The organism is Myxococcales bacterium (genome assembly GCA_022184915.1).
Taxonomy (GTDB): Bacteria; Myxococcota_A; Polyangia; order Fen-1088; family Fen-1088; genus JAGTJU01.
Genome location: JAGTJU010000011.1, coordinates 65,635 through 81,234 on the forward strand (window position 1 = coordinate 65,635; position 15,600 = coordinate 81,234).

Annotated in this window: 11 protein-coding genes and 3 tRNA genes; 10 read left to right on the top strand and 4 right to left on the bottom strand. The window is 65.1% G+C overall.

Annotated features, from left to right (window positions below; all coding sequences use genetic code 11):
• Window positions 1–29 precede the first annotated feature (29 nt).
• Together KA712_25645 and KA712_25650 are read left to right on the top strand one after the other, a co-directional pair.
• Complete coding sequence (locus tag KA712_25645) at window positions 30–1,919, top strand: hypothetical protein (protein ID MCG5056344.1); 1,890 nt, start codon at window positions 30–32, stop codon at window positions 1,917–1,919.
• 60 nt (window positions 1,920–1,979) lie between these two features.
• Window positions 1,980–2,639: a DTW domain-containing protein gene (locus KA712_25650; GenBank protein MCG5056345.1), complete on the top strand. Its 660-nt coding sequence runs from the start codon at window positions 1,980–1,982 to the stop codon at window positions 2,637–2,639.
• 90 nt (window positions 2,640–2,729) lie between these two features.
• Here KA712_25650 and KA712_25655 read toward each other — a convergent pair.
• The 3 genes from KA712_25655 to KA712_25665 all read right to left on the bottom strand — a co-directional run bounded on the left by KA712_25655 (window position 2,730) and on the right by KA712_25665 (window position 3,018).
• Window positions 2,730–2,801, bottom strand: a tRNA-Glu gene (locus KA712_25655).
• 51 nt (window positions 2,802–2,852) lie between these two features.
• Window positions 2,853–2,923, bottom strand: a tRNA-Gln gene (locus KA712_25660).
• 21 nt (window positions 2,924–2,944) lie between these two features.
• Window positions 2,945–3,018: transfer RNA gene (locus KA712_25665), tRNA-Gln, on the bottom strand.
• Window positions 3,019–3,320: 302 nt separating this feature from the next.
• Here KA712_25665 and KA712_25670 point away from each other — a divergent pair.
• The 8 genes from KA712_25670 (at window position 3,321) to KA712_25705 (ending at window position 14,583) form a co-directional block, all read left to right on the top strand.
• Window positions 3,321–4,598, top strand: a complete 1,278-nt coding sequence (locus tag KA712_25670; GenBank protein MCG5056346.1) for a Stp1/IreP family PP2C-type Ser/Thr phosphatase — start codon at window positions 3,321–3,323, stop codon at window positions 4,596–4,598.
• Window positions 4,599–4,644: 46 nt separating this feature from the next.
• Window positions 4,645–6,339: a hypothetical protein gene (locus tag KA712_25675; GenBank protein MCG5056347.1), complete on the top strand. Its 1,695-nt coding sequence runs from the start codon at window positions 4,645–4,647 to the stop codon at window positions 6,337–6,339.
• A gap of 81 nt (window positions 6,340–6,420) precedes the next feature.
• The gene (locus KA712_25680) at window positions 6,421–7,131 is read left to right on the top strand and encodes a tetratricopeptide repeat protein (protein ID MCG5056348.1); all 711 of its coding nucleotides are present in this window, start codon (window positions 6,421–6,423) and stop codon (window positions 7,129–7,131) included.
• Window position 7,132: 1 nt separating this feature from the next.
• A complete protein-coding gene (locus tag KA712_25685) occupies window positions 7,133–9,544 on the top strand; it encodes a hypothetical protein (protein MCG5056349.1) in 2,412 nt (803 codons plus the stop codon).
• 192 nt (window positions 9,545–9,736) lie between these two features.
• A complete protein-coding gene (locus KA712_25690; GenBank protein MCG5056350.1) occupies window positions 9,737–10,693 on the top strand; it encodes an ATP-binding cassette domain-containing protein in 957 nt (318 codons plus the stop codon).
• A gap of 45 nt (window positions 10,694–10,738) precedes the next feature.
• The gene (locus tag KA712_25695; protein MCG5056351.1) at window positions 10,739–11,449 is read left to right on the top strand and encodes an ABC transporter permease; all 711 of its coding nucleotides are present in this window, start codon (window positions 10,739–10,741) and stop codon (window positions 11,447–11,449) included.
• 4 nt (window positions 11,450–11,453) lie between these two features.
• Window positions 11,454–13,172 (top strand): GldG family protein, encoded by a 1,719-nt coding sequence (locus KA712_25700; GenBank protein ID MCG5056352.1) that lies wholly within the window; start codon window positions 11,454–11,456, stop codon window positions 13,170–13,172.
• Between the two features lie 28 nt (window positions 13,173–13,200).
• Entirely contained in the window at window positions 13,201–14,583 is a 1,383-nt protein-coding gene (locus KA712_25705; GenBank protein MCG5056353.1) for a DUF4340 domain-containing protein, read from the top strand.
• A gap of 111 nt (window positions 14,584–14,694) precedes the next feature.
• On the opposite strand, the gene KA712_25710 is transcribed toward KA712_25705, so the two are convergent.
• Window positions 14,695–15,456, bottom strand: coding sequence for a hypothetical protein (locus KA712_25710; GenBank protein MCG5056354.1), 762 nt, complete (start codon window positions 15,454–15,456; stop codon window positions 14,695–14,697).
• Window positions 15,457–15,600 lie beyond the last annotated feature (144 nt).

The window sequence follows — 15,600 nt, forward strand, 5'->3', positions numbered from 1 at the left end:
TGCGGCAACGTCCGCTGATAATGTCGTCCATGCAGAAGAACTCGAGCCGTGCGCGCTCCCTTCGTCGGGGTCTCGTGGGAGCGATGCTGGGCGTGGCGATGGCGGTGGCCGGCACTTCCGGATGCAAAAAGAACGTAACCACACCCCCGGTGGCCACGACGCCCCTCCTTCCGGCGCAAGAGACACAAACTCACTTGAACGCCACGTTCACGCTGCGCAGCCTCGAAGGCAGTCTGGGTGCGGCGGGGGCTCTGGCTCAGAGTCTCGGCCTGCCCTTCGGCGCGAATGAACTTCGGACCATGCTCCTCGCGAAATCCGGGCTTCCCGAATCTCTGCTTGCGCACCTCGACCTCTCACAGCCTCTGGGTATCGCTGTCATCGGCCGCCAAAAGGGAACCTCACCCTACACGGCGGCGGCGGTGATGGCGAAGTCCCCCGAAGCCGCGGCGTCGTTCGTGGACGCCTCGGGCACGAAAATCGGAGAGGACAAAGGCGCCCTTCACGTCAGGGGCGTCACCGGCTCGGATCTTTGGTTCTACCGCGACGGCGCTCTGTTGGTGGGCAGCGACACCCTGGAGGGCCTGCGCACCGCAGGCGCTCATGCCATGGGCAGCCGCCACGGGCGCGGAGAGGATCTGCTTGTGAACCTGTTTCCGGAGGCGATGGCGCGCGCCGAAGGGACGACCTTGCGCGCGGCCCTCGATAAGGCCCGCAGCGACGTTCTCGAGGTGCTTCGGCGCGACGCTGACAAGACCGGCCAACTGGTGCCCCTCGAGGCGCTCGAGCGCATGGTTTCGAGCCTCTTCGACGCCTACGCCGCGCCTCTTGCCGACGCCCGCCAGGTCGACATGGCGGTCTCGCTCGATGCCTCCCGCGGCCTCCGGCTCATCTCGCGGCTTCACCCCGTTGCGGGCTCTCCCCTCGCGAAATCCGTGGGCGCGGTCGTGCCCTACGTGCTCGAGCCCGCGTTCAAGCGACAGCCGATGCCGGCCGCCCTGTTTTCGGGTACCTACACCGCGCAAACGCTCGAACGCTTCCACGAGGCCATGGACGCGCTCGGCGAGGTCAAACTTGCGGGCGTGAAAGAGGTGGCCCGTGGCGCGTCCGCCCTGCTGGCGGCAAGCCAAGGCCAGCAGTCCATCAGCTTCTCGATGGACAAGGGGTTCCAGTACGCGTCCGTGGTCGAGCTCAAACCCGGAACGGACCCCGAGGCGCTCATGGGGGCGCTCGACGAAGCCTTGGGGCCCGCGGGGCTTGGCGCCCTGATGAAGGAAGCGGCCAAACAAGCTGAAAAAGAGGCACAAGACGCAGCCGCAGCGGGCAAAGGCAGGGCCAAGGCGGCGGCACCTGAGTTCCCTCGCCTCACCTGGAAGCGTCAGGGGCTAAGGGGCCGCCTCGAAATGACGCTGCCTCGCACGGCCAAGTCGGCGCCCGCACGGGCGCGGGAGGACATGGTGCTCAAACAGGTCCTGGGGGGCGAGTCGCTGGTCTACACCGTCGCGCTCACGCCGGGCCGCATGGTCGTCGTGTCGGGTATCGACGGCGAATCGCAGCTCGCGGCCCTGCTGAGCGGAGGCAGCGCAGGTGGCGTAGATCCCGAGGTGCAACGGGTGCTCGACGAGACCAAGAACCGTGAGGGGTTCCTTTACGTCGACTTGTTTCGCATGCTTCGTCCGATGCTGACCGCGGCCGCGGCCGTAGAACCCAGCCTCAACCAGGCCAACACCCTGCTGTCGTTCATCCCGGGGATCGACAAACTGCGCCTGCCGCTCATCTCCTCGTACGTGGGGGGCGAGGCCCTCACGATGGACCTCTTCGTGCCACGGCGCACCTTCGAGAACTTGGCCACGATCCTGCGGCCGCTCATGGGCATGGGGCTTGGCGGCTCGGGCGGAGCCCTTGCTCCGGGCGCTGAATGAGCCATGCGCCACGCAGGCCGACACAAGCGGGGGCATGATCGGCGTTGTGGCGCCTGCCACATGCACAAGGTGGTCTGCATTTGCGACCTCGTACCACGCATCGAAACGCGCACCCGGCTCGTGGTGATCATGCATCAGCTCGAGGCCAGGAAGACCACCAACACGGGCCACCTGGCGCTTCGGTGCCTGCCCAACAGCGAGAAGGTCGTGCGGGGACAACACGAACCTCTTTCGCAGGCGCCGCTGTGGCCGGAGACGCACCAGCCAGTTTTGCTCTTCCCGGCTCCTGGCGCACAACCGATGCACGTTTACGCCGCTGGAGATAAACCCGTTGCCCTCATCGTGCCCGACGGCACTTGGAGTCAAGCCGCTCGCGCCCGCAAGCGCATTCCCTGCCTCGAGGGGGTGCCCGCGGCGATCGTGGCAAGCGACGGGCCTTCGCTTTATCGGTTGCGCACGGCGAACGAACCGGGACAGGTCTGCACCCTGGAGGCCATCGCGTTGGCGCTCGAGGTTCTCGAGGGGTCTCGTGGCTCCAAGGTACGCTTGCAGCTCGAACACCTCTTGCGCGTGATGGTCGAACGCACGCTGTGGACGCGAGGCGCGCTGGCCCCGAGCGAGGTCACGGGCGGCATTCCCGCGGGGGCGCGCGTCGATCGCCCCTGGGAGCTTGCTGACTTGGATCCCGCCGATGGGTCCTCCGAGACGAAACCCGATTGAGCCCTGGGCTCGACCTGAGCCCTGAGGAGGTACGGCCTGGAGCGTGAGGCTCCGCTCAGACGGAGCATCCTCCGCGCTGACCTGAACTTGTGACCCCACCGGGAATCGAACCCGGGACTGCGCCGTGAGAGGGCGCCGTCCTAACCGCTAGACTATGGGGCCGGAGTATTAAGTTTTGAGTTTATGTTTCATGGGGACGTTTTCCCGCCCCAGTTCGGGGACAGGGATTCGAACCCCGATAGCCAGCTCCAAAGGCTGGCGTCCTGCCATTAGACGATCCCCGAGTACTTTTCAAGTGTTTTATTTGGTTCGGGGACAGGGATTCGAACCCCGATAGCCAGATCCAGAGTCTGGCGTCCTGCCGTTAGACGATCCCCGATTGTTGGCCCGAACCTGTGTTTCGGGAGGAACGTTTGTACCAGGGCGCCATTCGGTGTCAAGAGTCTTGCACGCGCATCGAATTCGTTCGCAAACACGCCTGTAAGTGCGCTCTTCGGCCGGTACTTCTCGGCGCGCGGCGCCTTCGTCCCTGCCCGCGCGCATCGAGCCGCCGACCGCTTCGGTGAGGGCCCGAACCGGCGTCCTCTCACCTGGGCCGCGGACCGAGCGCGGTTCTTGCCCGGTTGTGGGATCGGTGTTAACCCTGGATGAATTGCCGGCGTGTGCCGGTCCAAGGGTCACATGGAACTCAGCTTCTGGGCCGCGACCGACGTCGGACGCAAACGGGAACACAACGAAGACAACTTCCTGGTCGACAAGAAGTTGTCGCTCTTCGTCGTGGCCGATGGCATGGGGGGGCACGCATCCGGCGAGGTCGCGTCGCACTTGGCCGTTCACGAGCTGCGGCGCGTGGTCGAAGAAGACCGGCCGACCCTCGAGGCCTATCAGCAGGGCAAGGCCGCCACACAAGATGTCTTGCAGATCCTCGAGGAGGCTGTGCAGTCGGCCTGCCAGGCCGTGTTCAGGCGGGGCCAGCAGGATCCGGACAAACGGGGCATGGGAACGACGGCGTCGGTCCTTCTGGTGGTGGGCGAACGAGGCTTCATCGCTCACGTTGGGGATAGCCGTATCTACCTGCTTCGGCAAGGCCAGGTGGTGCAGCTCACGGAGGACCATTCGCTGGTCAACGAACTCATCCGTCGAGGCAAGGTCACGAAGGAAACCTTGGCGCAGTCACCTTATGCATCGTTCAAGAACGCCGTCACCCGCGCGGTGGGCGTCTACGAGACGGTGCAGGTCGACACGATCGACTTCGACATCCTTCCTGGAGACCAGTTCCTGCTTTGTTCGGATGGCCTTCACGCCTACCTCGACGAGCGCCGCACGCTCGAGCTCATGTCCGAGGACGACGTGACGCAGGTGCCTCAGCGCCTCATCGACCACGCCAACCGCTCGGGCGGAATCGACAACATCACCGCCGTGGTGATTCGCATCCAGGAGTCCGTGTCCGAGGCCCAGGAGGTGCGCAGTGAAGAGCTCACTCAGCGTATAGAGGTTCTTCGCCACATGCCGCTCTTCCGGTACCTGACGTACCGAGAGATCATGCGGGTGCTCAACGTGACGGAAGTGGCCGACTACGACGCTGGCCAGGGTGTGCTCAAAGAAGGTGAGCCGGGTGACGAGCTTTACATCATCCTTCGCGGCAAGCTGAAGCTGCACAAGGAAAACACGTTCATAACCCACCTCGAGCCGGGGGCGCACCTTGGCGAGATGGCGCTTGTAGACCGCAGCCCACGCTCGGTCAGCGCCACGGCCGAAGAACGCAGCCGGCTGCTCGTGCTCCGGCGTCGCGAGTTTTATGAGATCATTCGGAAGCACCCGCCCCTTTCGGTAAAGCTCCTCTGGAGCTTCGTTCAGGTGCTTGCCGAGCGTTTGCGGAAAACCACCGCGGATCTTTCCGGAGCGCGCCAGGAGGCCCACGTGCCCGACATGTCGGCCGACGTCCTCTTCGACGAGTAGCCAAGCCGGGCCCCATCGGTCATAAATAGGCGCCCGACAGGAACCCATGTCAGACGCTTCGGACAAGACTATCGCTTTTTCGCGCTTCGCCGCGCGCATGGCTCGCGGAAAACGCATCCGACGCGGCGACACCCTGTTGGACCACCCTGACCCCCGCGCGGCCGTGGCCGCCCTCCCCGCCGACGAGTTTTTCTACCTGGTGGCCGAACGAGGCTTGCCCGAGGCGCAAGAGCTTCTGCTCCTGGGCTCGCCCGAGCAGGTGCAGACGGTGCTCGACATCGAGGCCTGGGATCGTGATCGGCTGTCCCTCGCCAAGGCAGAGCCCTGGCTCTCGGCCCTGGTCGAGGCCCCTTTCGAGCAGGTCCAGGCCTGGCTGCGTGGGTTCGACGTCGAGCTCGTGGCTTTGCTGCTCCGGCGGCGCATGAAGGTCTGGGATCTCACCTTGGGCGAGGAGCCGGAAGAAGAGCCAGAGGGCCAGCTGTTCAAGACCCCTGATGGCTTCTTCATGATCGAGGCGACCGGCGGCCCTGATGCCCAGCGTGTGACACTGGCCCTCATCGAAGCGCTCTACAGTGCCGACCTCGTCCACGCCCGCCGTGTGCTCGTGGCGTTGAACGCCGAGCTCGACAGTGACCTCGAGGAGCAAGCCTACCGCTGGCGCGCGGGCCGACTCGCCGACCTGGGTTTCGTCGATTACTACGAAGCCCTCGAGGTCTACGCGCCTTTGGATCCCGCGACGGTCGAGGTGGGGGAAGCAACGGGGCACCGGGTCCGTCCCTTCGTCGACGAGGAGTCCGCCCGCGCGAACGCAGATGCGCTTCGTATGCCGAGGGCTCTCGCCGAGTCCGTGACGTCCCCCAAATCGCGGTTCGCTCGCGCGCTGTCGGGGTTGACCGATGACGAGCAACTCGCGGACGTGCACGCGGCCCTGGTGGCGCTCTCGAACCGGGTGCTGTCGGCCGATCGTGTCACGCCTTCGGACGCCGCGCGGATCGCCGAGGTCTTGGCGCGCATGCAAGGCACCTTGGATCTTGCGCTCGAGTATCTAGCGCGCACCGCACCCACCGCGAAGACGCGCGAATCGGTCGAGCGCGAGGCCGTGCAATCCGTGCCCTTGCTGCGGCTGCACCGCCTCGGCGTTTCGCTCGTCGCCAAGGTATCCAAGGCGGCCCAGACGCTCCTGAGCGAAAACCCGTTCGCAAGCGCGACGGAGGCCCTCGCTCTGTGGGCAGCTGACGACGCCGAGGTGCTGTCTGCCCTCACGGCGGGGCGGCCGCTTTACCCGAGGCTCCTCGATCCCGATCCTGCACATGGCACGCGTCCTTTCGGCGCTCTGGCCGACGTGGCACGCGCCACTGCGCGGCTAGAGCGCTTGGCGATGCAAATCGCCCTGGTCCGCGCCCTCGGCGTCGAGCCGCGCGAGCTCTCCCCGGAGCGCTGGCCCACGCTGGGCATCCGGGACGGCGCTGCCATCGACTTCGGTGTCCTGGCGCGCACGGTGCTCGTGGGGCGCCTGCTCGGCAACACCCACCCCGGTTTGCATGCGCTCTCCGAACACGAGCTGGCGCGGTTCGCCGCCTCGACGTTCGACGTGCGGGCCCGGGCCTTCGAGACGTTGTGTGCGGCAGTTCCCGGAGGCAACGTGCCGCAGGCGGCTGCCCAGGTTGCGCGCGATTGGGCCGATTCGCTGGTCCCGCTCGAACCGGTGTTGAAGGCCTCCGAGGTCCCCACCGACGCCTGAGGCGCACAGTGCGGGCCCTCCGCGTTTGACAGCGCGCCCCTGCTTTCGCGAAACTGAGACGACTTAGGGGAGCGGACTAGCTTGAAGCGAACTTGGATTCGGCGTCGTGGGGCCTTCGCGCCCCAGCGGCGTGCCTCGGCCGAAACGTGCGGACGTTCGAAGGGGCGCGCCAAGGAGACCCCAGGGAGGCTGTGCCTGCTCGTCCTGGTGCTGACGACGGGCGTGAGTCGGGCCGGATGGGCCACGCCTCCCGTGCCTGCCGCGCCGACTGACGTGGACCTGCCCCTGGCGACCCGTGCCACTGCGGCCCCTGAGTCGAGCGAGCGGATTCACCACGCGACGGGCCTCGAGCTCTTCGACGAGGGACGTTACGAAGACGCCGTATCCGAATTCCGTAAAGCCTACGAGCTCGAAGCGCGTCCCGAGTTCCTCTTCGACATCGCACGAAGCTACGATCGCTTGGGACAAAGCGACAAAGCGCTCTACTTCTTCAAGCGGTACCTTTCAACCGCCCCGCCAGACGCCTCCCATCGCTCAGAAGCCGAAGCCTTCGTCGTGCGAGCCGAGCCCCCGGTAACGTATCCGCTGCCACCTTCCCCCGCACCGTCCGGACCCCCTTTGTTCGTGAATGACGTCGCCGGGAAGGAGCCCTCCCCGCTTTGGGCACGCTGGTGGGTCTGGGTTGCAGCAGGAGCGTTGGTCGCCACCGGGTTGGGAGTCGGGATCCTGCTCTCGGGCGAGGATCAGGCGGGCCCTCCCCCCAGCGACCTTGGTAACCAGAGGTTCTTTTAGGATGGCGCGGGCACGGCGCCCCTTCCCCTGGCTCCGCCTGCGCTGGCTCGGCCCGGCTTTGGGCGCGGCGATTGCTCTGGCAGCGGGTTGTCGCGAGACGGCCGAGCCCAGCGTTCTCGTCACGGTCAGGCTGGGCGCCTCCGAACTCCAGGGGGTGGTGTACACCTTGCGCGTAACGGCAGAGGCGGCGGCAGGCGGTGATACCCGAGACTATGCGGACGACGCAGGATTGCCGCTGCGGTTTCCCACCACGTTCTCGCTGACCGTCGCATCTGGGGTGCGTGGGCCGCTCGAACTCGGCGTGTTGGGGCTCGATGGCGCGGGCCGAACGGTGGCGCGCGCGGAGCTGGTCCCCGGGCTGACTCTGCGGAACGGAAAGACGGTGGCTGCGGAGGTTGTCCTTAGCTGTCTGGGTGCCTGTCCCGGAGCGGTGCCCGACGCGGGCGCGGGAGCCGATGGCGCCCCGCCCTTGCCGGAAGGCTGTGGCAACGGACGACTCGATCCGGGAGAGACCTGCGACATCGCGATCACGTCCGGTCTACCCGGGTCCTGTCCGCCCAGCGACTGTACCGACGGGTTGGCCTGCACCCGCGATGTTCGGGTCGGGGAGGCTTGTAGCGTCACCTGCGTGCACCAAGAAGTTCTGGCCTTCGTGTCGCTCGATGGCTGTTGCCCCGCGAACGGCACCTTCGAGACGGACGATGATTGCTCGCAGACCTGCGGCAACGGAACCGTGGAACCCATGGAGACATGCGACACGGCCCGGCCACCAGGTACCCCCGGCGCTTGCCCGAGCGCAACAGACTGCAACGACGCAAATCCCTGCACCGTGGACGGATTGCTGTCAGCCAACACCTGCGCCGCCCGCTGCACACGCCAACTCATCACGGCCCCCGCGCCCGGCGACCTCTGTTGCCCCACCTCGTCGACGGCCCGCGACGATCCGGACTGCCCCGTCGTTTGCGGCAACGGCATTCTGGAAACAGGTGAAACCTGCGACACCGGCATCCTGTCGGGACGGCCCGGCGGCTGTCCTGCGGGGTGCGATGACGGCAAAGCCTGCACCGCGGATCGCCTCGCGGGCACGGGGTGTGGTGTTCGATGTGTGTCGTCGCCGGTGGTCGAGCTCCTTTCGGGAGACGGCTGCTGTCCCGAGGGTGCCACGGCCCTTGCGGATTCCGACTGCCCTGCCACCTGTGGTAACGGACTCGTCGAACCCGGGGAAACCTGCGACAGCGCTCTGTCTGGACGTCCGGGTGGGTGTGTCGAGGTCTGTGCTCCCCGGGCCTGTGCCACCGTAGTTCTGACGGGGGCGGCGGCTTCCTGCTCGGCGCGTTGTTCGTCGACCGCCCTCACAGCGTGTGCGCCGGTATCGGACGGCTGCTGTCCGACGGGGTGCACCTCCGATGCCGATCCAGACTGCTCGCCCGGTTGTGGCAACGGACAAATCGACGAGGGCGAATCGTGCGACACGGCCAGGGGCTCTGGCTCTGAAGGGGCTTGTCCCGAAGTATGCGGCGACGACGGTGACGCCTGCACCGAGGAGACGCTCGTGTCCCGGGGAACATGTCAGGCCCGGTGCGTGAGGCGGGCCATCATGGGCTTTCGCCCGGGTGACGGCTGCTGTCCGCCCGGCGCAAACCGGGCCGTGGACGCGGACTGCTCCGCCGTATGCGGCAACGGCATCGTGGAGTCCCCGCGCGAGACCTGCGACCGTGCCGTGCCCGCGGGGCAGCCTGGCGCTTGCCCGCAAACCTGTCCCCCTGCCCCCGCTTGCTTTCAAGTCAGCCTGACGGGCAGCGCCGACGCTTGCGACGCCCGCTGTGCACGGGAGCCCGTGACTGCCTGCCGCTCGGGGGACGGCTGCTGCCCTGCGGGGTGCAGCGCCGCCGCCGACGATGACTGCCAGACCATTTGCGGGAACCGGGTCCGCGAGCCCGGTGAGGCCTGCGACCGTGGCATCACCGCAGGCAACCCAGGCGCATGCCCCTCCGTATGCGATGACGGCCAGAGCTGCACCGTGGATTTCGCGACGGGCAGCGTTGATGCTTGCTCTCGCTCCTGCGTCTTCGCCAAGATAAGCGCCTGCGCGTCGGGGGATGGCTGCTGCCCCGTGGGCTGCTCGTTCGGCACCGATGCGGATTGCGCGCCCATCTGCGGCAACGGCGTGGTCGAAGATAGCGAGACGTGTGATCCACCGGCCAGTTGCCCGACCTCGTGCAAAGACGACACAGATCTGTGCACGATGGCCATGCTGCAGGGGGATCCTAGCTCGTGCACCGCCCGGTGCGTCCAGGCGCCGATTCTCGAGTGCAGCACCGCCTCCGACCAGTGTTGTGCCTCGAGTTGCAACGCGCCCACCACGGATCCTGACTGTCGCGCGGCGCCCAGCCCCACCTCCTCGAACCCCTGACCCCGGGCGAGACCATCGACGCCCGGCCCCCTCCTGGCACTCTTGACACTCAGGTGCCAGCGGTATAGCTCTGGGGTTTCCGAGGGTTACGACCACAGGCGCCAGGCTGGGAATAAATCCTCCGGCCACCACGGTTGAAGGGCCCGAACGCCGCACGCCGGCGCCACAACGTCCCAAAATGACGAGGTTTCCATGCCAGAGGTGATGATACACGTTGAGAACCTCACGAAAGACTACGGGTCTTTCCGAGCCGTCAACGGCGTGAGTTTCGATGTCCACAAGGGCGAGGTGCTGGGCTTCCTCGGCCCGAACGGAGCCGGCAAGAGCACGACCATGAAGATGCTCACCTGCTTTCTGGCCCCCACCGGGGGACAGGCCAAGGTGGCGGGCTTCGATGTGTTCGAGCAGTCGCTCGAGGTGCGCAAGCGCATCGGATACTTGCCGGAAGATACACCCCTTTACCGCGACATGACGGTTCGGGAGTACCTCACCTTCGTCGCCGATGTCCGGGGCATGGAGCGGGGTAAGCGTGACGGCCGCATCCGCGAAATCGGGGGCCGCTGTGGCCTGGGCAACGTCGCTGGCAAGTTGGTGGGGGAACTGTCGAAGGGGTTCCGGCAGCGCGTAGGCCTCGCCCAGGCCATGCTGCACGATCCTGACATCCTCGTGCTCGACGAACCCACGAGTGGTCTCGATCCCAACCAGATCGTAGAGATTCGCGACCTCATCAAAGAAGTCGGAAAAGAGAAGACCGTCATCCTCTCGACCCACATCCTGCCCGAGGTCCAGGCTACCTGTAGCCGCATCCTCATCATCAGCGGCGGCAAACTGGTGGCCGACGGCACCCCCGAGGAACTCCAGGCCCGCGACCGCGGCGCCCGCTACCGCCTGGTCCTGGAAGCCAATGGCGTCCCTCAGGAAGCCATCCGCGATCGCCTCGCCAAGTTGGGCGGCGTGTCCCGCTGCGAGCTGGCGCTGGGAGAGGGGGGCGAGCACGCCTTCAAGATCGATACGTCGACCTCGGACGATCTGCGCAAGCCCTTGTTCCGGGCTGCTGTCGACAACGAATGGACGCTGCTCGAGCTCACACGGGAATCCGCCAGCCTCGAAGACGTGTTCCGAAACCTGACCACTGGCGACGGCGCCTGAGCGCTCGCCCAACTTACGAAGCAACGACCTACAAGGAGCAACGCCATGACCGCTGCCTGGGCGATCACGAAGCGCGAGATCCGCACGTATTTCAATAGCCCTGTCGCTTACATCGTCGCCACGGTGTACATGCTGCTGGCAGGCTACTTTTTCTTCAGCGGGCTCTTCCTCGAAAAGCAGGCCGAGATGCGCGGCTACTTCGGCCTGACGCCAATCTTCTTCTGTTTCATCGTGCCTGCCATAACCATGCGCCTGCTGGCCGAGGAGAAAGGCAGTGGCACGCTGGAGATGCTGATCACCATGCCCGTGCGCGACTGGGAGGTCGTCGTGGGTAAGTTTCTGGCGGCTCTGGCCTTGATGGCCACCGTCATCGGGGCGACGTTGGTTTACGCCTTCACCGTCGCGTCCGTGGGCGATCTCGACACAGGCCCCGCCATCGCGGGCTACCTGGCCATGCTGCTGATGAGCGCTGCCTACGCGGCAATCGGGGTGATGGCGTCGGCCTTTACTCGTAACCAGATCGTGGCGTTCATCGTTGCCTTCGGGATCTCGTTTGCGCTCTTCATTTTCGGGAGCATCGTTCCGTTGGCGCCCCAGAGCCTACAGCCGCTGCTTGCCTGGCTCGCCATCGGCGAGCACATGCAAAGCATGGCCCGCGGCGTGGTGGACACCCGCGACGTGCTCTACTACCTGTCGATCATCGCCGTGAGCCTCGTGGTGGCCTCGGTGACCCTCGAATCCCGCAAGTGGAGGTAAGACCATGGCCACCACCGACAAGTCCAAGTCAGCCGTCCCCCATACCAGTCTCCAGGCGCGCAAGAAGCGTGTGTCTGCCAGCAACGCCGTGCTTTATGCGGTGTTCGTCGTGGGCGCCGTGGTGCTGGTGAACCTTATTAGCACCCGGTTTTTCGCCCGGGCCGACCTCACCGAAGCCAAGGCCTACACGATTTCCGACGCTTCGCGAAAGTTGGTGAAGGACCTTCCGGACTACCTGAACGTCAAGGTGTTCATCTCGAATGACTTGCCACCCGAACTCAAGGCCGCGGGCCGCTACCTGCGCGACACGGTGGACGAGTACGCCAACGCGTCCCCCAAGTTCAAGTGGGAGGCGATCGACCCAGGCGGAGACGAAAAGCTTCAACAGGAAGCCTCGGCTTGCAAGGTCGACCCTCTGCAGATTCAGGTTCTGCGCGAGGGCAAGTTCGAGATGGGCAACTACTACCTGGGTGTGTGCCTTCAGTATGCGGACCAAACGGAGTCCATCCCCCAGGTGGCGCGCCCCGAAGGACTCGAGTACCAGTTGACCTCGCTGGTCAAGCGAATGACCCAGCGCAAACGAAAGATCGCCTTCACCACGGGGCACGGCGAGGCCGACACCAGTCAGGGCCTTCAAGCCCTCAAGGAGGAACTCGAGAAGGAGTACGATCTTTCGACCGTGAACCCCTCGCAGGCCGAGATTGGCAACGACGTAGATCTGCTCGTCGTGGGAGGCCCGAAGCAGGCCTTCGACGAGCAAGGCCTGGCCGCCATCGACAAGTTCCTGATGAGGGGGAAGGGTGCCATTTTCTTGGTCGACGGCATGGCCATGACCTCGCCCCAGGCCCAAGGCATGCAGGGCATGAACATGGGCCAGATTCGCATGGGCCAGCCCAACAACCACGGCATGGAAAAGCTGCTCGAGGCCTACGGCTTCAAGGTCAACCAAGACTTCATCTTCGAGCCCGAAGCCAACACGCCGGGCCCGGTGAACATGAACGGGCGCATGGCTCTCATGAACGCACCTGTATTCGTGGTGGCCGAGATCGACGAACACCCGAACCTCTCCGTGGTGTCCAATATGCGGGGCGCCGTGCTCCCCTACCCCAGCAGCCTCCAGCTGGTGGGCCCGCTCAAGGACGCCAAGCAGGGCAGCGCTGCCGAGGGCATCAAAGTGGGCGACGGAACACTTTGGCGCATCTCGGGATCCACGGCTGAGGCCTGGCGGCACACGGGGTTCTTCGTGCTGACGCCCACCACGAACTTCGAGCCTTCGACCGAGCGTGGGCCCTTCGACTTCGGCTACGCCTACGCCGGCACGCTCAAGTCGGCGTTCCCGGACGCGGCGGCTCCACTTTCGGCCCCGGCCAGCGGCGACGCCCCCTCCGCGCCGGTGTCCCAACAAGCCAAGACGCGCCTCGTGGTGATGGCGGACTCGGACTTCACCCACGACGAATACGTTGGGCTGGCGCGACACCCCTTGCTTCAGGCCTACGCCACCGGGGCCGCCCTGATGTTCAACGCCATCTCGTGGGCCATCGAGGACGAAACACTGACGCCTCTGCGCAACAAGACCCTCACGCCACGGCCGATCCAGGTGGACCCCGCGAAGGCCACGGCTCTGCTCTGGGCTAACGTCGTGGGCCTGCCGTTCGCGTTCTGCATGCTCGGCTTCGTTCGCTGGGGCGTGCGCCGTTCGCGTCGTGCCGCGATGAAACTGTGATCCTCCCTCCTTCCCGCAGAGAACGATCATGAACAAGAAGACCCTGTTGTCCGGTGTGGCCTTCGTGGCGCTTGGGCTCGTGGCCCTCACCGTATTGAAGTCTCCCGAGAAAGGTCAGCGCACGGGCGAAGGCGCCCGGCCCATTCCGAAGCTGGCCCGCGGCGACTTCGACACGCTCGTCGTCACCAAGGACGGCAAGTCCACCACCGTCGTCCGTGAAGGCGACGCCTACAAACTCACCGCCCCGCTTGCTTTCGATGCCGATGAAGGCGCCGCCAAGGAGGCCTTCGAGGGCATCGAAACGCTCGCATTCGGCAGCATTGTCACCGACCAAAAAGCGAAGCACGCAGAGTTCGAGGTGGGCGACTCCGCTTTGCGGGTCACCGTGCAAAAAGGTGACAAACCCGTTGCCGACCTCCGCATCGGGAAAAGCTCGGGCGCCCATACGATGGTCCGCCTCGAGGGCAAAGACGAGGTGTGGCAGGCGAAGGGGGCTCTCCGGTTCAAGTACGACCGGGACACGACCAGCTGGAGGAACAAGACCATCTCCACGTTCGAAGAAAGCAACGTGACAGGGCTCTCGGTGAGCGCGGCAGACGGATCGAAGATCGCCTTGGCCAAACCCGAGCCAGCTCCAAAAGCCGAGGGGAACGAAGCGGCTGCTACCGATGGGGGCTGGAAGGTGGAGGAGAGCAGCCTCAAAATCGACGTTCTCGACAAGGCGATCGCCGACGGCATCGTCAACGCTCTGTCGAGCTTCAGGGCAAACGACTTCGCGGACGCCGAGGGGCCCGAGGTGACTGGGCTGGCGTCACCCAAACTCACAGTTACGGTCAAGCTCAAGGGAAACGCGTCCGCGACGCTCCTCGTTGGCAACAAGAAGGGTGATGAAGACTATTACGTGAAGAAGGAGGGCGGCGACCAAGTCTTCGTGGTGAAGCGCTGGAACCTCGAGCGTATCAACAAGCGTCCCCTCGACTTTAGCGACAAGACCATTTGCAATGTGCCCCCGGGGGACGTGCACGAGATCTCGGTTGCTCGTAAGGAGGATCCGTTTACTCTCGTACGGGCCGGCGCGGGCCCGGACGACTGGAAAGTGACCCAGCCACGGGGGCTCGAACTCGACACCTCGAAAGCATCGACCATCGCAGGCTACTTCAGCGCGTGGAAGGCCACCGGCTTTGCGGAGACCACCTCACCTGCGGCCACAGGCCTCGACAAACCGGTGGCCACCATCACGGTCAAGTCCAAGACCCCGGGTGTTGGGTGTACGTTGAAGGTGGGACGCGGTACGGAAGACAAGGCCAGCACCTACGTGCAGGTACCGGGCGGGGCCGAGGTGTACATTGTCCCGCAGTGGCAGGTGGATCGCGTTCTGCCCAAGAAGGATGACCTCAAGAAGACGAGCTGAATCGGTCGCGGCCGGGGTGACGTGACGACCGGCCCCAAAAAGAACGCCCGCCGCGGTCGGCCGGGGGAACCGGTGCCGCCGCGGCGGACGCGTTAAGTCGAACTGAGAGCGTCAAAAGCAGTCGGGCTCGCTTCGACAACAAACTTCGAGCGCGGTGATGTCCAGCTTGTTCCGTTTGAGGGCTGTACAGATCTCGCCGCGCAGCCGAATGCGAGATCGCGATCCTCCTTCGAACTCGAACCAGGAACTGCTGGTTTCCGTCTTGGGTGAGATCTCGACGCCACCGACGCTTAGCTTGAGGCGTTCAGGCCGATTTGTTGGAATGTTGAGCCGTACCTGACAAAGAGCGTTCTCAACGCTCGATACGGCTCGTTCGAGTGCCTGCGCGAAGTCTTCCTCCGTCGGCAAGGGCTCGAGCTGGTCGAACGTTCCTCCCGCTTGCGCGATGCTTGCCAAGCAGGAGCTGGGTGTGGCTCCCACGGGAAATACGAACGTACGCACGTCGTCCTGGAAGAGGCCCGCCGCTTCGATGGCAGCGGCCTCGCAGGCCGTTTTGGGGTCACCGGGGCAGGTAGGGTCACCGTCCGTCACGAGGAACGCCGCCTGTAGGTCAAATGCGTTTCCGAGCTGACGGACTTCCCTCAAGGCCAAGGCCGTAGGCACACTGTCGTTCGTCTGAAAGCAGAAAGGTCCCTCCTGCTCGCAGCGAAGCACGCGATCGATGTGATTGCCTGCATCCTCCATGGGGAACGACGCCACGGCCGCTTCGCAACAGGTGTTCAAGGAATCACAACTGAACTGAAGCGACGGAAAGGTAACCAGACCAAAGCGCAGGCGTCTTTCGTCCAGGGCCTCCCGAACGGCTTCCGCCACGAGGGAAATCCGAGAGCGTGAATCACGCCAGGGAAGCGTCATCGAAACCGACTTTTGCGCTACGATGAACACAACCGGGTTCGGCTCCCGGAGTGAGAGCACGACCTGCTTGAGGTCCTGACACGTTTCTCCGCTTCCCCCTAC